Raw genomic sequence first — 26,176 nt, forward strand, 5'->3', positions numbered from 1 at the left:
AGATGGGGGATATGAACGGATGGTACCGGAGCGTCCGCTTATGGCCGAACACCGACGGTCTTCCCAGCGTTCCCTGGAAATTCGCAATGCCCCCACAAAGCCCGCCGCACAATGCGGCGGGCGGTGCAAGTCCGCAGACCGCGGGCCGCGCGGCGTGCGACCCGCGTGGCAGCTCAGCCTCGTGCCGGGATATTGAGCCCGCGCGCGACGGCCGGACGCGCGACGAACGCGTCGAGCGCCCGCGCGACGTGCCGGAATTCGCTGAAGCCGACCAGATCGCCCGCTTCGTAGAAGCCGACGAGGTTGCGCACCCACGGGAAGATCGCGATGTCGGCGATCGTGTACGTGTCGCCCATCATCCACTTGCGGTTCGCGAGATGCGCGTCGAGCACGGCGAGCAGGCGCTTCGACTCGTCGACGTAGCGGTCGCGCGGGCGCTTGTCCTCGTAGTCGCGGCCGGCGAACTTGTGGAAGAAGCCGACCTGGCCGAACATCGGGCCGATGCCGCCCATCTGGAACATCACCCACTGGATCGTCTCGTAGCGGCCGGCGAGATCCTTCGGAATCAGCTGGCCGGTCTTGTCCGCGAGATAGATCAGGATCGCGCCCGATTCGAACAGCGGCAGCGGCTTGCCGTCGGGGCCGTTCGGATCGATGATCGCCGGGATCTTGTTGTTCGGGTTCAGCGACAGGAACGCGGGCGACAACTGGTCGTTCGTGTCGAAGCGCACGAGGTGCGGCTCGTACGGCAGGCCGGTTTCCTCGAGCATGATCGACACCTTGACGCCGTTCGGCGTCGGCAGCGAGTACAGCTGGAGACGGTCGGGATGCTGGGCCGGCCACTTTTGCGTGATCGGGAAGGCGGACAGGTCGGGCATGGAAGTTCGCTCGTCGACGAGGTGGGTGATCCGCGCTCCGCCTTGCCGCCGCGCTCGCGCACGATCCGCGGCGCGGCGACGGCGCCGGAGCGCGCCGAAAAACGCCCACTGTAGCCGATCCCCGGAATCGATGCAGGCGGTGGCCGGGATTCGCACCCGGGCGCCGCCTGGCCCATTCCGCGCCAGGTCGTCAGGTCGTCACGTCGTCAGAAGTTGTGCCGCAGCCCGATCATCGCGGCCGTCGTGCCGACACCCGGCGCGACCGGCTGCCCGTACACGAGCATCTGGCCCATCGTGCCGCGGTTGTTCACGCGGCCGACCTGCGCATACACCATCGACCGCTTCGACAGGCTGTAGTCGGCCGCGAGCACGACCGCCGTCGAGCGGTTCTCGGAACGGTTGCGGTCCTTCAGGTAGTACACGGCGGAAGTCACCTGCAGCGCCGGCGTGAAGCGATAGCCGACGCCCGCCGACAGCATGTCGAGGTTCACCTTGTCGGCATGCGCAGGATTCCTGCCGTTGCCGTACGACGCCGACACCGAGAAATCGCGGATCGTGTATTTCGCGCCGAAGTACATGAAGCGGTTGTTGTCGACGCCGGTCGGCGCGACGCCCGGCGACGGGTTCGTGTCGTGGCCGTTGTAGTAGAGCGCGGACGCGTTCAGCCCGTAGTTCGAGTACTTGAGCACGACGGATTCGCGCGTGCCGCCCTGGAACTGCCCGGCGACGCCGCCCGGCGCGTATTCGAGCGCGATCGACGCGCCCGCGAACGTCGGCGACTGGTAGACGAGCGTATTGCTGTCGTACAGCGCGCCGATCGCGCCGTTGGTGCTGGTCCCCGGCCAGCCGGCCGCGGTGTTCAGGCCGAGCCACGCGGTCAGCACGCTGCCGAAGAACTGCGCGTTGCGCACGTCGGTGTCGGCCATCGCGTAGATCATCGGCACGATCTGGCGGCCGGCCGTGAACGTGCCGAACGGGCCCGACACGCCGAGCGACGCGACCTGGTTGAAGATCGCGACAGCCCCCGGCGTGTCGCTCAGTTGCAGCTTGCCGGTGCCGCTGTCGAACGAACCCTGCAGCTTGAAGTTGATCTTGTAGCCGCCGCCGATGTCCTCGCTGCCCTTGATGCCCCAGAAGCTCGAATAGATGCCGCCGTCCTTCATCCGGAACACCTTGCCGGTATTCGGCGCGGTCGGGCTGAACGACGCGGCCGACGTGCTCTGGTACAGCAGGCCCGTGTCGACCACGCCGTACAGCGTGACGGAGGATTGCGCGTGAGCGAGCGCCGAACAGCCGGCAAGCGCCGCGAGCGCGGCCAGTTTCGTCTTCATGAAGTCTCCAGGGTCGTATTGGACCGGACAGGATCGAGCCCGGCCGGGTGAAGCGGGGAAGCATCGGGGCAGGCGGGAAGGCGACACATGCGACGCCGGCGCGAGCCGTGCGGAAAGACTACGCAACGGCGGGCGGCCGCTCCCCCCCATGCACGGGGGGCAGGGTTGCGGAGAATCGAACGGGGTTAGGGCCCGTTCACGCCAATAACGGGCTTGCGAACGTGCGTTTCAGCGCGTCCCCGAAGGGGACTTCCTTTGGGCGCGAGCAAGGAGAGAGGAAGCGCAATGGCCGCAGCTATTGCAGCGACGAACGACGCCGCAATGCGGGCGGAGCAGGTCGTTTCAGGCCCGCGTCATGGCGCGTTTTCGAGCAGCCCGAGCACCAGTGCGCGGCGCACCGCATGCTTGCGCGAGCTGGCGTCGAGCTTGCCGAACAGGTTCTTCAGGTGCCACTTCACGGTTTCCTCGCCGACGGCGAGCGCGACCGCGATTTCCTTGTTCGACAGGTTGCGCGCGAGCAGTTCGAGAATCGCGCGCTCCTTCGGCGTCAGCACGACGCTCGGCACCGCGCGCGGGCTGGCCGCGCCGCGCGGTGCGGGCGGCACGATGCGCGGCTGCGGCAGCGCGTGCCGCGCGGGGCCGTCGCCGGCGGTCGCCTCGTCGCCGACGCGGCGCGCCCAGTCGGCGACGGCCGGATGCGCGTCGGCGAGCGTGCGCGTGAGCCCGAACATGTCCGCGAGGTTCATCGCCTCGTCGAGCAGCGCGCGGCCGCCGCCACCCGACTGCTCGAGCGCGAACGCGCTGAGCGCCATGATCTCGATGCGCTCGCGCCCCATGCTCATTTCGCGGGCCAGCACGGCCGCTTCGTCGAGCGCCGCGCACGCGTCGTCCCAGCGGCGCGCGGCGAGCGCCGCGCCCGCATGCGCGGTCGCCTGCAGCAGCACGACGGGGCGCCGCCACAGCGCCCCGTGCGACGGAAACTCGGCCGCGGCAATCGCGTCGATGCGCTCGACGAGCGCATGGCAGGTCGCCTCGCGATAGCGCGCCGCGTGAATCCGCACCTGCTCGGCGAGACTCGCGACCGACAGGCGCGGCAGCCGGCGCGCGACGCCCATCGCGTCGAGCGCCTCGAGCAGGTCGATCGCGCGGTGCTCGACGCCGCGCAGCAGCGCGATGCGCGCGGCGGTGCGATAGCCGAGCAGCACGGTGTCGGGCGTGCCCGCGTGTTCGAGCACGTCGAGCCGGTTCGCGAGCAGCGCGGCGGCCTGGTCGACGCGGTCGGCCTCGTACGCGATCGCCGCGCACATCGCCGCGAGCATGCAGGTCAGCGGATGGCGGCGGCCGAGATCGGCTTCCGCGCGTGCCAGCGCCGGCGACAGCGCGTCGTCGGCGAGCCGGATCTGGCCTTCTCGCAGGTAGCTCAGACCCGTGATCAGCTCGCCCCAGCGCGCGACGTAGCCGAACCCGGCCGCCGTCTCGCCGCGCGGCGCGGCCTGCTGGAAGCGGCGCGCCTGCGCCGGTTCGCCGACGATGATCGCGCGTGCCGCCAGCCGGTTCGCGTGCATCTGCGCGAGCCACGTCGCCGTCGGCGGCGTGAAGTCGGCCCACGGTTCGAACAGTTCGACGAAGCGATCGATTTCATCGGCGTAGTACGCGGCCGCGCTGAGGATCAGCGCGCATTCGTAGCGCATCGCGGCCGGCGTGCCGGAGTCGGCCAGGATGCCCGCGATCTGCCGCTGCGCCTCGACATGGCGCTCGCCGAGCGCCAGTGCCCAGGCGACCGCGATCCGCAGCGTCGGGCGCTTGTCGAGCTCCGCGTCGGGCAGCAGCGCGAGCCAGTCGAGCACGTCGTTGATGCGGCCCTGCTTGATCGCATCCTCGAGGCAACGTTGCGCGAGCGCATATGCGGTCTCGACCTGGCCGGCCGCATACGCGTGGCGCGCGGCTTCCTCGGTCATCCCGTGCGCGTCGAGCCACGCGGCCGCGCGCGCATGCAGCACGCTGCGCTCTGCTTCCGGGCCCGCGGCCAGGCGGTCGCGCAGCGTGTCGCGCACGAGCGGATGCAGCCGGCACCAGTCCGAATCGTCCGATGCAATGAACAGCGGCGTGTCGCGCGCGAGCCGCGCGAGCCGGTCGGGCGCGCCCGCGTCGTCGAGCAGCGCGGCGCACAGCGACGGATGCAGCCGATCGGCGACGCTCGTGCGCGTCAGGAACGCGGTGTCGTCGGCCGACAGGTTCGCGAGCAGCAGCTCGACGAGCCGGTCGCGCGTGCCGTCCACGCGCGCGGCGAGCGCGTCGACGGCCTGGCGCGGATCGGCCGAGCGCGCCATCGCGGCCATCGCGAGCTGCAGCCCGAGCGGCCAGCCGTCGACGCGTTCGAACAGCCGCGCGCACGCATCGGCGTCGACGCGCTGCGCAAAGCGCGCGCCGACCAGCTCGATCGTCTCGTCGAGCGTGAAGCGCAGCCAGTCGGCGCCCGCGAGCGTGCATTGGCCTCCGGCGAGCAGGTCGCCGGCCGCGTGATCGAGCCCGCGCCGCGCAGCGACGACCACATGCAGGTTTTGCGGCGCGTTGTGCAGCACGTAGGTCAGCGCGTCGAGGCCGGCGGCCGGCAGCCGCTCCGCGTCGTCGACGATCAGCAGCGCGTCGATCGACAGTTGCGCGACTTCGGCCAGCCACGCGGTCAGGCCGTCCAGCGCGCGCGCCGCGCCGCCCGGGATCAGGCGTCCGAAGCCGGGCCGCGCGCAGCCGGTGCGCACCGCCTGCACGAGCCCCTGCAGCAGCCGCGGCGCGTCGTCGCGCTCGTCGGCCGACAGCCACACGACCGCGCGGCCGAGCGCGAGGGTTTCGCGGCGCCATTGCGCGAGCAGCGACGTCTTGCCGTAGCCGGCCGGCGCCTGCACGAGCGTGACCGGACGGCCGTCGAATGCCGGCGCGGCGAGGCTCAGCCGCGCACGCGCGAGCAACTGCGCCGGCACGCGCGGCGCGGTCGTCTTCAGGACCAGTTCGGTGGGGGGCGCGTCGGCGCGATCGGGTGGGTGGGCCATCGGGGCAGCAGTCGGAGTCCGGCGGTGCCGTGCGGGCCAGCGTCCGGGGTGGGCGTGGGGGCAAGGATCGTTCGAACCGCGTTCGCGCGTCAATCCCCCCCGCGACGAGTGGGGCCGCACCGGCGCCGCGCCGATAGCATGGGTTCCAATGCATGACGAATGACGAACGCCACGAGGAGGGCACCCATGAAGATCGTATCGACCGGCGCGCGGCGCAGCGCGCCGACCGCCGGATAAGCGGAGCGGCGCGATGTACCGCCATCTGCTCGTGACGGTCGACGGCGCGCCCGGCGGCATCGACGCGATCGGCCATGCGCTCGAACTGGCCCGTGCGGTCGGCGCGCGGGTCACGTTCGTGCTGCCCGGCACCGCGCCGGACTCGCGTTTATCCGGAGCGCGGCTGCCGGAACACGGTGCGAAAGTGGAAGCCGCCGCACGGGCGCAGGGCTTGTCCCATGCGATCGCGGGGGCCGGCCATCCGGGGGCCGGCGACGCATCGCCCGGCTCGCTTGCCGTCGAGCTCGGCTGCGACCTGATCGGCGTCGCGGCGCTGCCGCACGATGCCGATGCGGCAACCTGCGCGCGGCGCCAGCACCTGCTGGCGACGAGTGGCGTGCCGGTACTCGTATGCACGTCGCAGCGTTCGCCGGCCGAGGCGCGCGTGATGGCGCGCTGCCTCGATGCGCATCGCGCGGTCGGCGTGCTGCTGCAAGCGCTGATGGCGTGCGGCGAAGCCGCGAACGGGCCGCGTCGGCAAGCAGTCGACGCGCAGGGTGTGCTGGCGTCGCTCGCCGCGCTGCAGAACGCACGTTTCGGCACGGCTGCCGAAGCTCGCCTCTTCACGGCATTGCGTGCCCGTGCCGAGTGCGTCGCGGCCGAACTGGACGAACTCGACCGCCAGCGGCAGCGCGACGCGCAAGCGCTCGACGCGCTGGCACGAATCGCCGGGGACGGGTTGCCGTCCACCGAATTCGACACGGCGCTCGCGCGCTATGCACACGGCGCGTTCGAGCAGATGGGGCGGATGGAAGGCGTGATTTTCCCGGCCGCGCGGCGCTACCTGGGCGACGCCGACTGGGCCGAGCTGGACGAGCCGCAGGCGGGCGGCGCAGCCGCGACGCCGCCGGGCGCGAACGAACCCGACGATGCGCGACGCGCATCCGACTGACACCATACGGAGAACAAGATGGCACATGCAGTGCGATTCCACGAAACCGGCGGCCCCGACGTGCTGCGCTGGGAAGCAGTCGACGTCGGCGACCCGGGCCCCGGCCAGGTGCGCCTGCGGCACGAGGCGGTCGGCCTGAACTTCGCCGATACCTATTTCCGCAGCGGCCTGTATCCGGTGCCGCTGCCGTCCGGCATCGGCGTCGAGGCGGCCGGCGTGGTCGAGGCCGTCGGCCCCGGCGTGACGAACGTGGCCGCCGGCGATCGCGTGACCTACACGGGCTTCATCAACACGCTCGGCGCGTACAGCACCGAACGGTTGATCCCGGCCGCGCCGCTGATCCGGCTGCCGGACGGCATCGCGTGCGACACCGCCGCGGCGATGACGATGCGCGGGCTGACCTCCGCCTACCTGCTGCGCCGCATCCATGCGTTCGCGCCGGGCGACACGCTGCTGCTGCACGCGGCCGCCGGCGGCGTCGGGCTGATCGTGTCGCAATGGGCGAAGCTGCTCGGGCTCACGGTGATCGGCACCGTGTCCAGCGAACACAAGGCCGACATCGCCCGCGCGCACGGCTGCGACCATACGATCGACTACAGCCGCGAGGATGTCGCGCAACGCGTGCGCGAACTGACGGACGGCGCGGGCGTCGACGTCGTGTTCGACAGCGTCGGCCGGGACACCTTCGAAGGCTCGCTCGATTCGCTGAAGCGGCGCGGACTGATGGTATGCGTCGGCACCGCGTCGGGCCCGATCCCGCCGTTCGATCCGCAACGCCTCGCGATGAAGGGCTCGCTGTACCTGACGCGCCCGGCGCTGGCCGACTATATCGCCGACCCGGCCGAGAAGAACGACCTGGCCGGCGAACTGTTCGCGCATGTCGCGGCCGGCCGCATCCGCATCGAGATCAACCAGCGTTATGCGTTGCAGGACGCCGCGCAAGCCCACCGCGATCTCGAATCTCGCAAGACGACCGGTTCGTCGGTGTTCATCGTCTGAGGAGACGCGCATGCGAGTCGAACCCCTGACCTGCGCGATCGGCGCGGAACTGCTGGATGTGAGCCTCGTCGACGCCGTGCATGACGACGGCCTGTTCGCCGAGATCCGCGCGCATTTGCTCCGGCATCGCGTGCTGTTCCTGCGCGACCAGGACATCACGCGCGCCGAGCACGTCGCGTTCGCGCGGCGCTTCGGCGAACTCGAGGATCACCCGGTCGCCGGCAGCGATCCCGAGCATCCGGGGCTCGTGCGGATCTACAAGTCGCCCGACCAGCCGAACGACCGCTACGAGAATGCGTGGCACAGCGATGCGAGCTGGCGCGTGGCGCCGCCGTTCGGCTGCGTGCTGCGCTGCATCGAAGGTCCGCCGGTCGGCGGCGACACGATGTGGGCGAACATGGTGCTCGCGTACGAGCGCCTGCCGGAACACGTGAAGCAGCAGATCGGCGACTTGCGCGCGCGGCACAGCATCGAGGCGAGCTTCGGCGCGGCGATGCCGATCGACAAGCGCCTCGCGCTGAAGGCGCAATATCCGGACGCCGAGCATCCGGTCGTGCGCACGCATCCGGAAACCGGCGAGAAGGTGCTGTACGTGAATGCGTTCGCGACGCATTTCACGAACTTCCACACGCCCGAGCGCGTGCGCTTCGGGCAGGACGCGAACCCCGGCGCCGGCCAGTTGCTGCAATACCTGATCAGCCAGGCCTACATCCCCGAATACCAGGTGCGCTGGCGCTGGAAGAAAAACAGCGTCGCGATCTGGGACAACCGCAGCACCCAGCATTACGCGGTGATGGACTACCCGCCGTGCGTGCGCAAGATGGAGCGCGCGGGCATCGTCGGCGACGTGCCTTTCTGAGCGCGCCCGCACCGTAATCGATTCGCAACCCCACACAACGCGCCGGGCCCGCCGCCCGGCGCGGCGGGATACGCACGCCCGTACGCCCGAATACAACGATTTCCACTGGAGGACGACATGCAATTTCTCGACGATTCGCTGCACCCGGAAAACCAGGACAAGGTAGTCATCACGGTCGCGCCGTACGGCCCCGAATGGATGCCCGCCGATTTTCCGGAAGACATTCCGGTGACGATGGACGAGCACGTGCAGAAGGCCGTCGACTGCTACAACGCGGGTGCGACGGTGCTGCACCTGCACGTGCGCGAACTCGACGGCAAGGGCAGCAAGCGGCTGTCGAAGTTCAACGAGCTGCTCGGCCGGCTGCGCGACGCGGTGCCCGACATGATCCTGCAGGTGGGCGGCTCGATCTCGTTCGCGCCGGAAGGCGACGGCGCGGAAGCGAAATGGCTGTCCGACGACACGCGCCACATGCTCGCCGAGCTGAGCCCGAAGCCAGACCAGGTGACGGTCGCGATCAACACCGTGCAGATGAACATCACCGAGCTGATGAACCGCAACGACATCGCCGGCACGTCGCTGAACGAAGCCGCGTTGTGGGACGCGTACCGCGAGATGACCGTGCCGGCCGGCCCCGGCTGGGTCGACGAACACCTGCGCCGGCTGCAGGCGGCCGGCATCCAGCCGCATTTCCAGCTCACCGGCATGCACGCGCTCGAAACGCTCGAACGGATCATCCGCCGCGGCGTCTATCGCGGCCCGCTGAACGTCACGTGGGTCGGCATCGGCGGCGGCTTCGACGGCCCGAATCCGTACAACTTCATGGAATTCGTGCGGCGCTGCCCGGACGGTGCGTGCATCACGCTCGAATCGCTGATGAAGAACGTGCTGCCGATCAACACGGTCGCGATGGCGCTGGGCCTGCATCCGCGTTGCGGGATCGAGGACACGATCATCGACCAGAAGGGCAACCGGATGACGTCGGTGCAGCAGGTCGAGCAGTGTGCGCGCATCGCACGCGAACTCGGCCGCGACATCGCGACCGGCAAGGAGGCGAAGGCGATCTACCGGATCGGCGTGCAGTACGACGGTATCGACGAAACGCTCGCGCAGCTCGGGATGGCGCCGAACCGCCGGTCGGGCCAGGTGAGCGTGCCGCTGCGCGCGGCCTGACGCGCCGCGCACCCGGGCGGCCCGCGAGCGCCGCCCGCCGATCGATGTGGTGCGGCACCCACCCTCGCGCAGCGCGCGAGGCAAGCTCCGACGAACGGAGCGGGGCCGCGCAAGCCGCGCCGGCGCGTTGCCGCACCGGTGCCGGAGGAGACACGCATGTTGATTCATCATGTCGAGCCGTCGCTGAAGGATCTGGCGGCCACCGAGCGGCGCGCGCCTGCGTACGCGTGGCTCGTGTTCGGGCTGACCGTCGGCCTGCTGCTGTCGGACTACATGTCGCGGCAGGTGCTCAACGCGGTGTTTCCGCTGCTCAAGCACGCGTGGAACCTGTCGGACACGCAGCTCGGTTCGTTGAGCGGCGTCGTCGCGCTGCTGGTCGGCCTGCTGACGTTTCCGCTGTCGGTGCTCGCCGACCGCTTCGGGCGCGTGCGCAGCATCGTGCTGATGGCCGCGCTGTGGAGCGTCGCGACGCTCGGCTGCGCGCTGTCGACCAACTACGCCGAAATGCTGGTGGCGCGCGGCCTCGTCGGGCTCGGTGAAGCAGCGTACGGCAGCGTCGGCGTCGCGCTGATCCTCAGCATCTTTCCGGCCCGCCTGCGCGCGACGCTGACCGGTGCGTTCATGGCCGGCGGCGCGTTCGGCTCCGTGTTCGGGATGGCGCTCGGCGGGCTGGTCGGCGCGCATCTCGGCTGGCGCTGGTCGTTCGGCGTGATGGCCGCGCTCGGCATCGTGCTGCTCGTCGCGTATCGCTGCGTCGTGACCGAACGGCGGCTCGCCGCGTGCCGCGTCGAGCCGTGCCGGCGCGATGCCGGGCCGCGCGACCTGCGCGGCAGCGTGCGTGCGCTGATGTCCGGGCTGTTCGCGTCGCGCTCGGTGATCTGCGCGTATCTCGGCAGCGGGCTGCACCTGTTCGTGCCGGGCGCGCTGTTCGCGTGGCTGCCGAGCTACCTGAACCGCTACTACGCGATGGCGCCCGACCGTGCCGCCGTGCTCGCGGCCGGCTTCGTGTTGCTCGCGGGCGTCGGGATGGTCGGCTGCGGCATCGTCACCGACCGCGTCGGCTGCACCGACGGTTCGCGCAAATGGCTGACCGCGATCGCGTATTGCGTGCTGACGGGCGCCTGCCTCGCGGTCGCGTTCCGGCTGCCGCCCGGGCCGCTGCAACTCGCGCTGATCTGCGCGGGCATGCTGGTCGGCGCGGGCGCGTCCGGCGCATCGGGCGCGATGGTCGCGAACCTGACGCCGGCCGCGATCCACGCATCGGCATTCGCGACGCTCACGCTCGCCAACAACCTGCTCGGCATGGCGCCGGGCCCGCTGCTGACGGGTTGGGTGGCCGATCGCGCCGGGCTCGTCGGCGCACTGCAATGGATTCCCGTCGTGCCGCTCGCGGCCGCCGTGCTGTTCGCGATCGGACGCGCGAGCTACGCGGCCGATATCGTGCGCGTCGAACGCGAACGGCGCGCGACACACCTTTCCTGAACCCTCCCGGAGGCTGCATGACCCTGGCGACCACGCCCACCATCCTGATCGTGCCCGGCTTGCGCGATCACGTCGAAGACCACTGGCAGACGCACCTCGAACGGCGCCTGCCGAACGCACGCTCGGTCGCGCCGCTGGAAGCCGACAAGCTGAGCCGCGCCGCGCGCGTCGCGGCGCTCGACGCAGCGCTGGCCGAGATCGACGGCCCGGTGATTCTCGTCGCGCACAGCGCGGGCGTGATGATCACCGTGCACTGGGCACGGCAGGCCACGCGTGAGATCCACGGCGCGCTGCTCGCGGCGCCGGCCGATCTCGATACGCCGATGCCGGCCGGCTATCCGGCGCCCGATGCGATCGATGCGCACGGCTGGACGCCCGTGCCGACCGCGCGGCTACCGTTCCCGAGCCTCGTCGCCGCGAGCCGCAACGATCCGCTCGCGCGCTTCGAACGCGTCGAGGCGCTGGCGGCCGGGTGGGGCAGCAAGCTCGTCGATCTTGGCGAGGTCGGGCACCTGAACCCGGCGTCGGGGTATGGGGAGTGGCGTGACGCGGAACGGCTGATCGGAGAAGTCGTGGCGCTTGGCGAAAGCGCTCTGAAGTGACGGATTGACACGTCGGCATCGTTTGCCGGTGCAGACATCCTGAGGCGGCTCGTTGGATGTTATGATTATTAATTGTGTGGCCGCAGATAAGTGGCTGATTACTATTACTTTTTATCGGAAATCTGTCATGGCTCCCAAAAGGAAAACGCTGTACGGAGTCGAGCTGAAACCTCGCACGATCATTCGCCCGACGGCGGAGGTCAAGGTCTCGACCGAAACCGAGAAAGGCGACGTGCTGCGTGCAGCGCGAAAAGTCATTACCGAACACCGGGACGTGCTGATCGCGCTGAAGGATCGCTGATTTGCTGGATCTCGATTACGTCATCACCATTCATGACGAGATCATCCGGGATCTCGGCGGCCTCAGCGGTTTCGCTCATGCCGGCCGAGGCGGCGTCGAGGCCGCCTTGCATCGCGTTGAAAATCATGTTCATTACGCGGGCCTTGATGACGTGTTCGGTATTGCCTCGACCTATGCAGTCGCAATCGCGCGCGGCCATGTGTTCAACGATGCAAACAAGCGGACCGGCCTCACTTGCGCGTTGACGTATATGGAGCGGCAAGGTGTCTCGATTCCTCGCCTTGCCGATCTCGAAGACCTCATGGTCGATGTCGCCGACGGCAGCGTAACGAGCGAGGAACTGGCCGAGTATTTCAGTGCGGTCTGGGAATTGTCCCTGTCTCGTTGAAACCACGCCTCGCGCAGCCATGCTCTGCGGCATCGTCCTGGTGACCGCGCGCCGATAACCTGACGGACGAACGGGCTCGATACGTCTTCCGGGTATCCAGTCGACCTTTCATCCTTCCCGCGAAACACGCCGGCCGGGCGTTCCCGGCACACCAGCCCGATTCAGCTCTCGCGCCGACATACGATGTCTTAACACACTTCACACAACCCGCCGCAGCGCACCCTATATCCGTTCGGCCTGTCGAATCACGTCATCGCAGAAGGGTTTTTGTCAGGGAAAGTCCCGCCCCGCGCGTCATGGTTTTTTGTTGACCGACATCGTATAACGCCGTCATGATTTCCCGAAAGAAAGGTCCCATCCACCGACCGAAGCGAGGAGACATGAACACAACCACGATCGCGCGCCGTGCCCGCCGGATTGCCGTCGCGCTGGGCTTCACGCTGACGGCGGCAGGGGCCGCGACGGCCGTTGCCGCGCCCGTGTCGCTGAACATCGTCGACGTCGCGGGCAACCTGCAGCTCACGCAGAAGGCCATCGAAGCGTTCAGGGAAAAGAACCCGAACCTCGTATCGAACGTCACGTTCACGAATGCGCCGGCGCCGCAGTTGCCGGGCAAGATCAAGGCGATGCAGGCGGCCGGGCGCTCCGACATCGACCTCGTGCTGACGGGCACCGACGCGCTGGCCGCCGGCATCGAGCAGAACCTGTGGCAGAAACTCCTGCCCGACAACGCGGCCGCGTTCCCCGGCGTGCTCGACCGATACGCGCCCGGCCCGCGCAAGATGCAGGATCTCGCGCAGGGCTTCGGCCTCGCCGTCACCTACATGCCGGCCGGCCCGCTGCTCGAATACAACCCGGCGAAGGTGAGCGACCCGCCGAAGACGCCCGACCAGCTGCTCGCATGGTGCAAGGCGCACCCGAACAAGCTGATCTACGCGCGCCCGGCGAATTCGGGCCCCGGCCGCACGTTCCTGATGGGGCTGCCGTACGTGCTCGGCGACAAGAACCCGCAGGACCCGATCAACGGCTGGGACAAGACCTGGGCGTTCCTGAAGGCGCTGAACGACTGCGTCCCGTACTACCCGGGCGGCACGTCGGCCGTGATGAAGGAGCTCGGCGAGGGCACCCGCGACATGACCGTGACCGTCACCGGCTGGGACCTCAACCCGCGCGCGCTCGGCATCGTGCCGGCCGAGTTCCGGGTCCAGGCGTTCGACAACATGACGTGGGTCAACGACGCGCACTACATGGTGATCCCGAAGGGCGTGCCGAAGGAAAAGCTCGACGTGCTGTTCAAGCTGATGAACTTCCTGCTCGAACCGGCGCAACAGGCGATGACCTACGACGACGGCTATTTCTATCCGGGCCCGGCGGTGAAGGGCGTGACGCTCGAGATGGCGCCCGCGCACAGCCAGGAGGTGATCCGCAAGTTCGGCCGCCCCGAATACGCGAAGCTGCTCGCCGATCGTCCGCACGTGCAGCCGCTCAGCGCGCAGGCGATGGTCGCCGCGTTCCAGAAGTGGGATCGCGAGATCGGTTCGCAGAAGTCGAAGTGACGCTTGAACCGGCGGGCGCCGCGGCGCCCGCGTGCATGGAGTTCGCGTAATGAAGCACAGTTTCGAACGCTTGCGGCTCGACGGCGTGTGCCGCAGCTTCACCAATGCGGAGGGCGCGCAGGTCGCCGCGCTGAACGGGCTCGACCTCGAGATCCGGCGCGGCGAGTTCATCGCGCTGCTCGGCCCGTCGGGCTGCGGCAAGTCGACCGCGCTGAACTGCATCGCGGGGCTGCAGCCGCTCACGAGCGGCGGCATCTGGCTCGACGACACGCGCATCGACGTGCTGCCGCCCGAACGCCGAGGCTTCGGCATGGTGTTCCAGAACTACGCGCTGTTTCCGCACATGTCGGTGCTCGACAACGTCGGCTTCGGCCTCAAGATGCGCGGCATGGCGAAGCAGGAAACGCGGCGGCGCGCGCAGCAGGCGCTCGAACTCGTGCAGCTCGTCGGCCATGAGGGCAAGCTGCCCGGGCAGTTGTCGGGCGGGCAGCAGCAGCGCGTCGCGATCGCGCGCGCGATCGTCATCGAGCCGCCGCTCGTGCTGATGGACGAGCCGCTGTCGAACCTCGACACGAAGCTGCGCATCGAGATGCGCGCGGAGATCCGCCGTATCCACACGCAGCTCGAACGCGCGACGATCTACGTGACGCACGACCAGGACGAGGCGCTGTCGATGGCCGATCGCATCGTCGTGATGAAGGAGGGCGTCGTGCAACAGGTCGCGTCGCCGAAGGACGTCTACACGCGCCCGCACAACCTGCATGTCGCGCGCTTCATGGGCTATCGCAACGTGCTGCCGTTCACGCTGGAAGGGATGGCCGGCGACTGCGTGAACGTCACGGCCGGCGGCGTGCGCCTGACGGGCGTGCCGATGGCCGGCTTCGACGCGAAGGACGTCGTGGTCGCGCTGCGCCCCGACGATATCGAGCGCGCGGACGACGCCGGCGACAACGCGTTCGATGCGACGGTCGAAACGGTCGAGTACGGCGGCCGCGATTCGCTGATCCGCGCGATCGCGCCGTTCCGTACGATCTGGGCGCGCGTCGCCGGCGAATTCTCGGAAGGCGAGCGGCTGCGGCTGCGCGTCGCGCCGTCGCGCACGCTCGTCTATGCGGGAGACGCGACATGAGCGGCCCGACCGCAGCGCCGTCCCGCCGGGAGGCCGCATGAGCACGCTCGCGGTCGGCACGCGGCGCGACGCGAAGGCCTGGCTCGTCACGCCCGCGCTCGGGTTCATCGTCGCGCTGTTCATCTATCCGTTCGCGTACGGCCTCGTGCTGTCGTTCCAGCCGACGAACGGCGGCGGCGCGCTCGCGAACTACGTGCAGTTCTTCACCGATACCGCGATGTGGCCGACCGTGCTCGTCACGCTGAAGCTCGCGGTGCCGGCCACGCTGCTCAACGTCGGCGTGTCGGTGCCCGTCGCGTTCGCGCTGCGTCGTCATTCGCCGTACCAGAAGTTCGTCACGACGCTGCTCGTGATTCCCGTCACGCTCGGCACGGTGCTCGTCGCCGACGGGATGCTCACGTACTTCGGACCGAACGGCTGGTTCCCGCAGGCGCTGCAGGGGCTGCACCTGTACACGGACGAAGTGCGCCTCACGCACAACTACTGGGGCGTGCTGCTGTCGCTGATCGTGTCGGGCTTTCCGTTCGCATTCCTGCTGATGCTGTCGTACATCAGCGGCATCGATCCGACGCTCGCGCGCGCGGCGGCGACGCTCGGCGCGAACCCGTGGCAGCAGTTCCGGCAGATCTACCTGCCGCTGCTCGTGCCGGGGCTCACGATGGCCGCGTGCCTGTCGTTCGTGCAGGCGTTCTCGGTGTTCCCGTCGGCCGTGCTGCTCGGCGCGCCGGCCGGGCCGACGCGCGTGATCTCGATCGCGGCGGCCGAGGCCGCGTTCGAGAGCTACGACTATTCGCTCGCGTCGGCGATCGCGATCGTGATGGGCTTCGTGCAGTTGCTGGTGGTCGCATCGATGCTCGGCGCGCGCCGTTTCTTCTATACGGGGCCGGTGACGGGGGGCAAGGGCTGATGGCGACCGACAATCGTGCCGCGCCGGCCTGGCCGCCGAAGCAGGGTTCGCCCGACGCACGGCCCGTCAATGCGAGGCAACCGCAAAAGATGAGAAGCAACCTCGCCGGCCGTGCGTGGAAGGCGCTCGTCTGGGGGCTGATGGCGTTCTTCCTGCTGAACGTGATGCTGCTGATCGCGACCGTCGCGGTGAACTCGGTCGCGACCCGCTGGTTCGGCACGCCGCTGCCGCAGGGCTTCACGCTGCGCTGGTATGCGAAGGCGTGGCAGGACTTCCAGCTCGCGAGCGTGCTGTGGGTGACGGTCGAGGTCGTCGGCGCGGTCGTGCTGTTGTCGATCGCGCTCGGCGTGCCGGCCGCCTATGCGCTCGCGCGCGTGCAGTTTCGCGGCAAGCGCTTCGCGCTGCTGGTGTTCCTGCTGCCGCTGATGGTGCCGCCCGTCACGTACGGGATCCCGATGGCGACCGTGATGTACAAGGTCGGGCTCGCGGGCACGCTGCCGGGCGTGATCCTCGCGAACCTCGTGCCGGCGCTGCCGTTCGTGATCCTCGTGATGACGCCTTTCATCGAACAGATCGACCCGAATCTCGAAGCCGCCGCGCGCATCTTCGGTGCGAATACGTGGCGCTATTTCCGCTACGTGCTGCTGCCGCTGCTCGTGCCGGGCATGCTCGCGGCGGCGCTGCTCGTGCTGGTGCGCACGATCGGGATGTTCGAGCTGACGTTCTTCACCGCGGGCCCGAGCACGCAGACGCTCGTCGTCGCGCTGTATTACGCGGTGTTCTCGACCGGCGTGCGTGCGCCGCAGTCGATCGACGCGATGGCGATGATCTACATGGCCATCACGCTCGTGTGGGTCGTGATCGCGCTGCAGTTCGTGAGCCCGACGCAACTCGTCAGCCGCGTGAAGCAGGAGCGGCAGTAGGCGCGGGCGCAGCAGCGGGGCGATCGCGTCCGTGCAATTGGTTACAAATGGATACCGCGAACGACACGCGGACGTTGCAGACTACGCGGCATACCGGCCCGGCGAACGTGTTCCCGCGCGCCACCCGACATTTGCTCGACAACGGATCTCCATGAAGTTTCAAACGCTGCTGATACTCGGCTGTGCCTCGACGCTGCTGGCCGCCTGCAACCTGTTCCACGACGGCCCCGGATCGAACGACGTCGACGCCGCGGTGCGCCGCGCGCTCGAAGCGGAAAACCACGGCGGCCTGAACGCGCTGTTCGGCCAGCCGCTGCCGGTGTCGGCCGATGTCGTGTCGGCGAAGCCGGACGGCGACTGCAAGAAGCTCGGCGATCGCACGTATTCGTGCGACGTCGTCGTCACGTGGCGCAATGCCGATTACTCGCCGTCGCGCGCGAACCTGACCTTCGTGAAGGCCGCCGACGGCTCGTGGCAGACGTCGGGCGTCGACGCGGCGCTCGCGACCGGCACCGCGAAATCGCTGATCGACCAGATCGGCAAGGCCTGGCATGGCGACGCGGCCAGCGGCGCGTCGGCACCGAAGTGACGCCGCCGCGGCGTCGTTCGCCGTCTGTTCCGGCGCGCCGCGGATTCCGGTTTTACCATCCAACGATCAGGACATCCGCGCCGTGCAGGCGAGCTTCTCCGACGTATTGCTGGTCGGGGAGGCCGGTTCCGTTTTCGAATCGGGACCGGATCGCGCCACCGCCGCGCACATTCATCGCGATTCGAATAAGCGAATTCAAGAAAAAGAATGGCGGATTAAAAATCGAATCGAAATTCTGAAAGCAAAACATAATGCAGCCTCCGTGCGATAACGTTCCCGCGCGTGAAGCGCAATGCCGTCGATAATCCGCGTTTAATCGCCCTCCGGCTTGCAGTCGCATTTGATGCAACCTATATATATGACTAATCGCCTCGTGCCGCGTCGGTAATCCGGCATGCGGCGGGCATGACCAGATCAAGAAACCGGGGGCGGAGGGGGAACCCAGCATGGGCAATAGCGTGTCTGTCGCACGAATGTGTTCGGCTACCCGGTTTCCGCATGTATTGCGCGCGCTTGCTTGTGCCGATTGCCGGCCGTTTGCGCCGATCGTTCGATCCCCGAGCCGGTGCGGCCCGGGATGGATCGCGCCTGCCGTCGGTCTTGAGCACAACTGCGCGGCCCGTCCCCACGTGCGACGCGCGACGTTGCGCCGGACCCTGACGCTGATGGCTTGCGTTGCCGCGATGATCGACGCCGGCGCCTGCTTCGCGGCGGAGCCCGGCGTGACCGACGGCGCGATCCGTCTCGGCATGGTCAACGCGCAATCGGGCAATTCGGCAGGCCTCGGGCGCGGGCTGCTGACGGGCGCGCAGGCGGTGTTCGACGACGTGAACGCACGCGGCGGCGTGCATGGCAGGAAGATCGACCTCGTGGTCGGCGACGATCGCTATGAACCCGACAGGACCGTCGACAGCACGCTGGAGATGATCGAACGGGGCAACGTGTTCGCGCTGTTCGGCTATGTCGGCACGCCGACCACCACGGCGGTGCTGCCGATCATCCGGGAAGCCGGCATTCCGCTCGTCGGCCCGTTCACCGGCGCGATGGCGCTGCGCAAGCCGGTCGTGCCGGAGGTATTCAACATCCGCGCCAGCTATGAAGACGAGACCCGCGCGCTGGTCGACCATTTCATCACGCACGACGGCGCGAAACGGTTCGCGGTGTTCTATCAGGACGACGGCTTCGGGCTCGCGGTGCTGGCGGGCACGCGGCTGGCGCTGCAGCGCCACGGCCTGGACGTCGTCGCGACCGGCACGTTCCGCCGCGGGACCACGGCGGTCGACACGGGCCTCGCGTCGCTGCTGGACGGCCAGCCGGACGTCGTCGTCATGGCCGGCCCCTATACGCCGATTGCCGCGTTCATTCGCGCGGCACGTCGCGAAGGCCTGAAGGCCCGGCTCGCATCGGTATCGTTCGTCGGCACCGACGACCTGCTGCGCCTGGTCGGCGACGAAGGGGACGGCACGCTGATCTCGCAGGTCGTGCCGCTTCCCCAGAACGACCGGGACGTGATCCGCGACTGCGCACGGCTGATCGAGCGGCGCTTTCCGGGAGAACACGCGGGCGTGGTGCACATCGAGGGCTGCATCGACGCGAAGATCATGCTGATCGGCCTCGAGCGCGCCGGCCCGTCGCCGACCCGGGCGGCGCTGAAGCAGGCGCTCGAATCGATCCGGCATCTCGACCTGGGCGGCCTGGTCGCCGATCTGGGCGCGGACAATCACCAGGCGCTGAATGCGGTGTTCCTGTCGAAAATCGCGCACGGCCGCATCACGCCCGTGGACGCACCGGCCAGATAACCCGCCGGATGGCCGCGCGCGGGCCGTCCCGATCCCGGAGGCTGCATGGACATCAAGGCCAAGCTTGTCACCGGCACCAGCCTGATGCTGCTGGGTGCGCTGGCGATTTCCGCGACCAGCCTGATCGCGGTGCACGGCATTGCGTCCGGCGTGAGCACGCTGACGACGGAATCGCTGCCGCTGCAGGTGCGCAGCAACGAACTCCAGCGCGCGTATGCGGAGCTTGCGGTGGATTTCGGCCGGCTCGAACAGGCGCTGGACGCGTCCGAGCAGGAGCGCTCGACGGCGGAGATCGAAACGCAATTGCAGCGGATTGCCGCCATCACGGCCGCCGTGCGCGCGATCGACGGGCACGGCGTCGACGCGCCGTCCGCCGACCTGCGCACGATGCTGCGCTCGATGAGCGAAGGCGTCGGCCAGCGTCTGCGCGATGATGCGCGGCTGGGTGACGAAACCCGTCTGATCGAGCGCGTCCAGGCACGGGGCGACGCATTTCTGAGTACGATCCGTGCCGAAACCGAACGGCTGGACAGCCAGGCCAGCGCGGCGGTGAGCGACGCGCTGGCGGCCAACACCGCCTACAACCGGACGATTCATGCGCTCGACCAGGTTCGCATGAACGTCAAGGACATCGTCAGCGTTGCCGATCATGTCGACGCCGCGCCGAGCCGATACCGGCTCGCTCCGCTGCGGGAGCGCATGCAGGCGGCCATCGGCGGGGCGCGCAATGCGCTGGCGATCGCGGCGCCGAACCTCGAGGCCGCCACGACGCAGGACGTCGCGAATGCGCTCGGGCGCGTCGCGGCCGACATCCTCGACGGCAACGACAGTCTTGTCGCGCTGCGCGGCAGGATGTTCGTGGAGCCTTCCGTCGCGACGCGCTACCACGCGAGGGAGGACAAGATCCTGCAGTCCCTCGATGCACTGGACACGAAGCTGGCGGAAATCGCCGACCCGTTTGCGCTGCGGATCGTCAAGGCGCGACAGCGTCTCGACGAAACGATCGCGTTCCAGCGGCAAGCGACCCGGATCAGGTACCTGTCGACCGTCGTCAACGGCGGCATCAAGGAACTGGCGGCCGACCTTCGCATGGTCGCGCAAAGCAAAAGCACGGAACATCTGAAGCGTGCCGACGCCGACGCACGGGAGAATATCGGCAAGCTCGCCGCCGCCGCGGGCGCGCTGCGCGATGCGCTCGTCGCGAGCGGGCAGCGCGAGTCGAGCCGCGCGCAGGATGTGGTTCCGCTGGCCGCGGAACTGGCCGGATCCGCACGCCGCATCGTCGCGGTGCGGTCGAACATGTTGTCCAACGACGCGAGCATGCAGCGCATCATCGCGGACGTGGAGACGACCGCGAATCGCCTCGCGGCCTATACGGAACAGGAGGCCGTGCGCGTCGATCTGCAGCAGCGCAGCATCGTGTCGCAGGTCAACCGCGCGGTGACGAGCGCCATCGCGATGATCGTCGCCGTGTCGTATTTGCTCGCGATCGGCAGCCTCGTGATCAGTCATCGCCTGGGCACGTCGATCTCCCGCCCGCTGGGGAATCTGACGCGCACCATGGCCCGCATCCGCAGCGGCAGCGACCTGTCGCTGCGCATGTCCCACAAGGGCCGCGACGAAGTCGCGACGCTGATCGCCGGCTTCAATACGATGCTCGACGAAATCGAACGTCGCGACATCGACCTGCAGGCGGCAATCGCCGCGGCCGAAACCGCGAATTCGGCGAAATCGGAATTTCTCGCGAGGATGAGTCACGAGATCCGCACGCCGATGAACGGCGTGCTGGGCATGACCGAACTGCTGCAACGCACGCGCCTGACGTCGAAGCAGCGCAAGTTCGTCGACACCGTGTATCGATCCGGTCAGACGCTGCTGATCATCATCGACGACATACTCGATTTTTCGAAGATCGAGGCCGGCAAGCTGACGCTGGAGCGCATCGATTTCAACCTGCATCAATTGCTCGACGACGTCGTCGCGCTGCTGGAACCCAATGCGCGGCGCAAGGAGCTTGCGCTGGTGTTCCGCAAGGCGGATACCGTGCCGCAATGGATGCGCGGCGACCCGGTCCGGCTGCGCCAGATCCTGACGAACCTGATCGGCAATGCGATCAAGTTCACCGAGCACGGGCAGGTCGAGCTGGCCGTGTCGTATACGGACGACGGCCGCGTCGTGTTCGCGATCGCCGACAGCGGCATCGGCATCGCGCCTGACGTGGCCGAACAGTTGTTCCGGCCGTTCCAGCAGGCCGACAGCTCGACCGCGCGCAAATACGGCGGAACCGGGCTGGGGCTCGTGATTTCCCGCCAGCTGGCCGAGATGATGGGCGGCACGCTCACGCTCGAATCGACGCCCGGCAAGGGCTCGGTGTTCACCGTGACCGCGCGGCTCGAGCCGGTGTCGGGCGTGGTCGACGTCGCGGCGGGCGCAAGGTCGTCGCTGGCGGGATTGAAGGTGCTGATCGTGGACGACAGCGAGACCGATCGCAGCGTGCTCGTCGAACATGCGATCGAATGGCAGCTGTGCGTCGCGACGGCCATCGGCGGCGACGATGCGCTGTCGCAGTTGCGGGCGGCCGTCGCCGACGGGGCGCCGTTCGATCTGGCCATCGTCGACGTGCGGATGCCGGGCATGGACGGCATCTCGCTCGTGCAGCACATCCGCCACGACGCGTCGCTGCGTGCGCTCAGGATCGTCACGCTGACCGCGTTCGAGATGATGGACAGCATCCAGGTCGCGCGCGAACTCGACATCGACGCCCGGCTGACGAAGCCGCTCCATGGCGCGGAGCTTTACACGGCCATCGCGTCGGCGATGCGTATGAGGCCGCCGCCGCTGCCGTTGGCCGCGCCGGTGTCCGACGAAGCCGGGCCGGACGCGGCGCCGCCGCCCGACGCCGGATCGGCGCGCGTGCTGCTGGTCGAGGACAACGTGGTCAACCAGCAGATCGCGCTGGCGATGCTGGAGGACACCGGCTATCGGGTGGCCGTGGCCGAAGACGGCCGGCGGGCGCTGAAGATGCTGGCCGACGACGCGTTCGACGTGGTCCTGATGGATTGCCAGATGCCGGTGCTGGACGGCTTCGAAGCGACGCGGCTGCTGCGCCGGCACGAAGCGGAAGCCGGCGCACCGCGTCTGCCGGTCATTGCGTTGACGGCCAATGCGCTCAGCGGCGACCGCGAGCGCTGCCTGGCCGCCGGCATGGACGACTACCTGGGAAAACCGTTCCGTCGCGATGCGCTGCTGCAGATGCTCGCGCGCCATGCCCGCGGCGCGGCGTCCGGGCCGGCGATCGCGAGCAGCGATGCGGGAACCCGGGCGGGCGTCGAAGCGGGTACAGAAGCGGGCACCGAAGCGGGCGCGGCAGCCATCGCCGATCCGGACGGCGACGCGAACGTGATCGACCGCAAGGCGCTCGACGCATTGCGCGCGCTCCAGCGGCCGGGCCGCCCCGATATCCTGACCCGCATCATCGATCAGTTCACGCTGGATGCGCCGCGGCTGATCCGCGACATGCGCGCGGCCGTCGAAACGGGCGATGCCGATGCGCTGAGGCTGGCCGCCCATACGCTGAAATCGAGCAGTGCGAACGTCGGCGCGCACGTGCTGTCGGCCCGCTGCAAGGCGATCGAGCAGCTGGCGCGCGCCGCCGACGTCGCCGCGGCAGCCGGCCTCGTCGCCGGCACGGACGCCGAATTCGGGCACGCGCAGGCCGCATTGACGGCGGAACGCATGGTGGAGGATTGAGCGGCCGCCGGACGATCGCGGTGGCGATCGCGGCCGGCCGAAAAACAGGAGAACGGACGTGAACGAGGAAAATGCCGATGCGCCGGTGATTCTGATCGTCGATGACGATGCGATGACGCGCCTGCTGGTCGTGGAGACCCTCGAACCGGAGGGTTTTCGCGTCGAGGAAGCGACCGGGCCGCAGGAGGGCATCGACGCGTTCCTGCGTCATCGTCCCGCCGTGGTGCTGCTCGACGTCGAGATGCCCGGCGGCGACGGCTTCGCGTGCTGCCGCCGGCTGCGCGCGCTGCCGGAAGGCCGCCGCGTGCCGATCGTGATGCTCACGGGCAACGACGACGATGCATCGATCGCCAGTGCCTTCGACGCCGGCGCGACCGATTTCGTCTCCAAGCCGATGCGCTGGAAACTGCTCGGCTACCGGATCCGCTACCTGCTGCGCGCCGCCGCGACGCTCGAAAAGCTCGCGACCACCGAGATCAGCCTGACGCATGCACAGGCGCTCGCGCATCTGGGCAACTGGGAGTATCAGGCCGGCCGGACCGACGGCAGCTGGTCGCCGGAGCTGTTCCGGATCCTCGGGCTCGACCCCGAACGCACGCCGCCGACCTTCGATCGGCTGCTGCAAGCCGTTCCGGTCGACGAGCAGCCGCTTTTGATCCAGTCGTTCACGAGCCTGCGCACCGAGGGCGCCCCGTTCTCGCTCGAGCACCGGCTGATTCACCCGGACGGCAGCGAGCGCCACGTGCTGCACCAGGCGGAGGCGGGGCGCGACCTGAACCACGCGATCATCCTGCGCGGCATCGTGCAGGACATCACCGAGCGCAAGATGCAGCAGGGGCGCATCGAATACCTCGCCAACCACGATGCGCTGACCGGCCTGCCCAATCGCAACCTGCTGAGCGACCGCATGGAGCAGGCGATGTCGCATGCGCGGCGCACCGGACACCTGATCGCGGTGATGGTGCTCGACCTGGACCGCTTCAAGCACATCAACGACACCTTCGGCCATTCGGTCGGCGACGGCCTGCTGCGGGCCGTCTCGGCCCGGCTCAAGGCGTCCGTGCGGGACGGCGACACGGTCGCGCGGCTCGGCGGCGACGAGTTCGTCGTGATGCTGGTCAACCTGTCGAGCGCAACGGATGCGGACGCGGTCGCACGCAAGGTCCTGAACACCTTCGGCGCGCCGTTCATGCTCGACGGACACGACCTGCACGTGACGACGAGCATCGGCGTCAGCGTCTGCCCGACCGACGGCGCCGACGCGGAGACGCTGCTGAAGACGGCCGACGCCGCGCTGTATTGCGCGAAGGAGCGCGGGCGAAACGGCTACAGCTTCTACACGCATGAGCTGGGCGCCCGCGTGGAAGAACAGGCCGAACTCGAAAATGCGCTGCACGAGGCCGTCGCGAACGGCGAACTGGAGCTGTACTACCAGCCGAAGGTCGATCTGAAGACTGGCCAGATCAGCGGCGTCGAGGCGCTGATTCGCTGGCGCCGCCCCGGCATCGGCGTGATTCCGCCCGACCGCTTCATCCCGATCGCCGAGGAAACCGGGCTGATTCTGCCGATCGGCGAATGGGTGTTGCGCACGGCCTGCGCGCAGGCCGTTGCGTGGTGTCAGGACGGGCATCCGCCGCTACGGATCGCCGTCAACCTGTCGGCGCGCCAGTTCCGGCAGCAGAACATGGCCGACGTGGTGCACAGGGCGCTGCGGGATACCGGCCTGGAACCGGCCTGGCTCGAACTCGAACTGACCGAAAGCGTGCTGATGCAGGACCGCAATGCGATCGCGCACACGCTGCGCGAACTGAAGGCGCTCGGCGTCGTGCTGTCGCTGGACGACTTCGGCACCGGCTATTCCAGCCTGTCCTACCTGAAGGACCTGCCCATCGATGTCGTGAAGATCGACAAGTCGTTCCTGAGCGACGTCACCACGAGCGCGGAAGGCGCGTCGCTGACGCGCTCGATCATCGCGATGGCGGAGTCGCTGCACATGGAGACGGTAGCCGAGGGCGTGGAGACGGAAGCGCAGCTTTCGTTCCTGAACCGGCACCGCTGCCATGCGATGCAGGGCTATTACTTCAGCCATCCGGTCACCGGTGCGGAAATCGCCGACATGCTCTGCGCCGGCTCGGAGCTTCCCGAGCATTGCCGGCAGCGCGAGCTGCTGCACCGGACGCTGCTGCTGGTCGACCACGACCCGGCCGTCCTGCAGACGCTCAGGCAGGCGCTGGGCCGCGACGGCTACGAGGTGCTCGGCACGACCGATCCCGCCGAAGCGCTCGACCTGCTCGCGCAACATCGCGTCGGCGTGATCGTGTCGGACTTCCGCATGCCGAGCCTGTCCGGGATCGACCTGTTGCAGCGCGTCAAGGCGCTTTATCCGGACATCGTGCGGATCCTGCTGTCAGGCTATGGCGAAGGGCAGTCGATCGCCGCCACGCCCGGCGACGGATCGGTCCAGAAGCTGCTGATCAAACCGTGGGACGTCGCGCTGCTGCGTCAGCACATCGCCGAATCGTTCAAGCGATTCGAGCGCAGCACGTTGCACAACCGGATCGGCGTCGACGCCGCCCGCATCGGCATGCGCCCGTCTTCCGTCAGGCCCGTCGAAGCGGCCGACCCTCGCGATCGCGCGTGAGCGACGCTGCGACGCTCGCGCGTCCCGCCCGTGCCCGGGCGCGAACGGGCGGGCGAAACGGCGACGAAAAGGGGGACGATCACGGTGATCCGCGGCATGCGTGCGGCGATATAGGGAAAACCCTTATCTCAAGGTATAATCGCTGGCTGAGAGAAAGGTCGAACCATGCCAGAACGTTTCCAAACCCTTGAAAAGTTTGTGTTTTCCCTCGTCGTAATGTCCGCGGTCGTGTGCTCGGCATTCCTCGCGTACGAGCGTCACCCCGAGATCAAGATCGCGCTGCACGAAGGCGAAGCGCTGATGCGCGAGAGCGCCAAGTATTCGGTCATCTGCTCGCCGTCCAAGGTCGATCCTTGCGTCGAGATGTCCGCTTACTGAAATTTGCGTCGGGCGATGCGCGGCAGCCGGACGGGACGTTTTTCATGACTCGTCCCGTTCAGTTTCAGACTGGCCCTACAGCGTTGGCGGTCTGGATTCCTTGAAGTAGCCCCCGTCAGGAATTTCAGAAACCGGCCGCAAGACAGGGCGGATGCACGAACCCGTCACGTGCCGAGTCGCTGGCGTAAGCAGCCCCTCATTCAGTCGGCCCCGCTTCGAGCAATCGAGCGGGGCCGTTCTGTTTGCGCGCGTGAATCGATGTGCCGCTGCGGCACG

Annotated in this window: 21 protein-coding genes; 18 read left to right on the forward strand and 3 right to left on the reverse strand. The window is 68.5% G+C overall.

Annotation, left to right across the window (positions count from 1 at the left end):
- Window positions 1-173 precede the first annotated feature (173 nt).
- The 3 genes from ACM6JT_RS26140 to ACM6JT_RS26150 all read right to left on the reverse strand — a co-directional run bounded on the left by ACM6JT_RS26140 (window position 174) and on the right by ACM6JT_RS26150 (window position 5,256).
- Window positions 174-878, reverse strand: coding sequence for a glutathione S-transferase N-terminal domain-containing protein (locus tag ACM6JT_RS26140; protein WP_131947055.1), 705 nt, complete (start codon window positions 876-878; stop codon window positions 174-176).
- 206 nt (window positions 879-1,084) lie between these two features.
- Window positions 1,085-2,209, reverse strand: a complete 1,125-nt coding sequence (locus ACM6JT_RS26145; protein WP_414857586.1) for a porin — start codon at window positions 2,207-2,209, stop codon at window positions 1,085-1,087.
- 353 nt (window positions 2,210-2,562) lie between these two features.
- Entirely contained in the window at window positions 2,563-5,256 is a 2,694-nt protein-coding gene (locus ACM6JT_RS26150; RefSeq protein ID WP_414857587.1) for a LuxR C-terminal-related transcriptional regulator, read from the reverse strand.
- Between the two features lie 250 nt (window positions 5,257-5,506).
- On the opposite strand from ACM6JT_RS26150, the gene ACM6JT_RS26155 reads away from it, so the two are divergent.
- From ACM6JT_RS26155 to ACM6JT_RS26240, 18 genes are all read left to right on the forward strand, one after another.
- On the forward strand, window positions 5,507-6,424 hold the full coding sequence (locus tag ACM6JT_RS26155; RefSeq protein WP_414857588.1) for a universal stress protein: 918 nt from the start codon (window positions 5,507-5,509) through the stop codon (window positions 6,422-6,424).
- Between the two features lie 18 nt (window positions 6,425-6,442).
- Window positions 6,443-7,423, forward strand: a complete 981-nt coding sequence (locus ACM6JT_RS26160) for a quinone oxidoreductase family protein (protein WP_414857589.1) — start codon at window positions 6,443-6,445, stop codon at window positions 7,421-7,423.
- Window positions 7,424-7,433: 10 nt separating this feature from the next.
- Complete coding sequence (locus ACM6JT_RS26165) at window positions 7,434-8,282, forward strand: TauD/TfdA dioxygenase family protein (protein ID WP_414857590.1); 849 nt, start codon at window positions 7,434-7,436, stop codon at window positions 8,280-8,282.
- A 117-nt stretch (window positions 8,283-8,399) separates the two neighbouring features.
- A complete protein-coding gene (locus ACM6JT_RS26170; RefSeq protein WP_414857591.1) occupies window positions 8,400-9,455 on the forward strand; it encodes a 3-keto-5-aminohexanoate cleavage protein in 1,056 nt (351 codons plus the stop codon).
- 156 nt (window positions 9,456-9,611) lie between these two features.
- Complete coding sequence (locus tag ACM6JT_RS26175) at window positions 9,612-10,937, forward strand: MFS transporter (protein WP_414857592.1); 1,326 nt, start codon at window positions 9,612-9,614, stop codon at window positions 10,935-10,937.
- Between the two features lie 17 nt (window positions 10,938-10,954).
- Entirely contained in the window at window positions 10,955-11,539 is a 585-nt protein-coding gene (locus ACM6JT_RS26180) for an RBBP9/YdeN family alpha/beta hydrolase (RefSeq protein WP_414857593.1), read from the forward strand.
- A 127-nt stretch (window positions 11,540-11,666) separates the two neighbouring features.
- On the forward strand, window positions 11,667-11,840 hold the full coding sequence (locus ACM6JT_RS26185) for a hypothetical protein (protein ID WP_407970536.1): 174 nt from the start codon (window positions 11,667-11,669) through the stop codon (window positions 11,838-11,840).
- 1 nt (window position 11,841) lies between these two features.
- Window positions 11,842-12,228: a type II toxin-antitoxin system death-on-curing family toxin gene (locus ACM6JT_RS26190; protein WP_243564538.1), complete on the forward strand. Its 387-nt coding sequence runs from the start codon at window positions 11,842-11,844 to the stop codon at window positions 12,226-12,228.
- Window positions 12,229-12,608: 380 nt separating this feature from the next.
- On the forward strand, window positions 12,609-13,784 hold the full coding sequence (locus ACM6JT_RS26195) for an ABC transporter substrate-binding protein (protein WP_175749420.1): 1,176 nt from the start codon (window positions 12,609-12,611) through the stop codon (window positions 13,782-13,784).
- A 49-nt stretch (window positions 13,785-13,833) separates the two neighbouring features.
- The gene (locus tag ACM6JT_RS26200; RefSeq protein ID WP_414857594.1) at window positions 13,834-14,913 is read left to right on the forward strand and encodes an ABC transporter ATP-binding protein; all 1,080 of its coding nucleotides are present in this window, start codon (window positions 13,834-13,836) and stop codon (window positions 14,911-14,913) included.
- 37 nt (window positions 14,914-14,950) lie between these two features.
- Window positions 14,951-15,820: an ABC transporter permease gene (locus ACM6JT_RS26205; RefSeq protein WP_034184195.1), complete on the forward strand. Its 870-nt coding sequence runs from the start codon at window positions 14,951-14,953 to the stop codon at window positions 15,818-15,820.
- Window positions 15,820-16,743: an ABC transporter permease gene (locus ACM6JT_RS26210; protein ID WP_034184196.1), complete on the forward strand. Its 924-nt coding sequence runs from the start codon at window positions 15,820-15,822 to the stop codon at window positions 16,741-16,743. The genes ACM6JT_RS26205 and ACM6JT_RS26210 overlap by 1 nt, the downstream gene beginning before the upstream one ends.
- A gap of 151 nt (window positions 16,744-16,894) precedes the next feature.
- Complete coding sequence (locus tag ACM6JT_RS26215; protein WP_105390157.1) at window positions 16,895-17,332, forward strand: hypothetical protein; 438 nt, start codon at window positions 16,895-16,897, stop codon at window positions 17,330-17,332.
- Window positions 17,295-17,603: a hypothetical protein gene (locus ACM6JT_RS26220; RefSeq protein WP_414857595.1), complete on the forward strand. Its 309-nt coding sequence runs from the start codon at window positions 17,295-17,297 to the stop codon at window positions 17,601-17,603. Before ACM6JT_RS26215 ends, ACM6JT_RS26220 begins: the two co-directional genes overlap by 38 nt.
- 394 nt (window positions 17,604-17,997) lie before the next feature.
- Window positions 17,998-19,131 (forward strand): ABC transporter substrate-binding protein, encoded by a 1,134-nt coding sequence (locus tag ACM6JT_RS26225; RefSeq protein WP_063835078.1) that lies wholly within the window; start codon window positions 17,998-18,000, stop codon window positions 19,129-19,131.
- A 45-nt stretch (window positions 19,132-19,176) separates the two neighbouring features.
- Complete coding sequence (locus ACM6JT_RS26230; protein WP_414857597.1) at window positions 19,177-22,881, forward strand: response regulator; 3,705 nt, start codon at window positions 19,177-19,179, stop codon at window positions 22,879-22,881.
- Window positions 22,882-22,939: 58 nt separating this feature from the next.
- Window positions 22,940-25,522, forward strand: coding sequence for an EAL domain-containing protein (locus ACM6JT_RS26235; protein WP_217589609.1), 2,583 nt, complete (start codon window positions 22,940-22,942; stop codon window positions 25,520-25,522).
- 165 nt (window positions 25,523-25,687) lie between these two features.
- Entirely contained in the window at window positions 25,688-25,900 is a 213-nt protein-coding gene (locus tag ACM6JT_RS26240) for a hypothetical protein (protein WP_006497261.1), read from the forward strand.
- The last annotated feature ends 276 nt before the right edge of the window (window positions 25,901-26,176 follow it).

Origin of the sequence: Burkholderia sp. IT-111MI5 (assembly GCF_949752865.1) — a bacterium.
GTDB classification, from domain to species: domain Bacteria; phylum Pseudomonadota; class Gammaproteobacteria; order Burkholderiales; family Burkholderiaceae; genus Burkholderia; species Burkholderia pyrrocinia_C.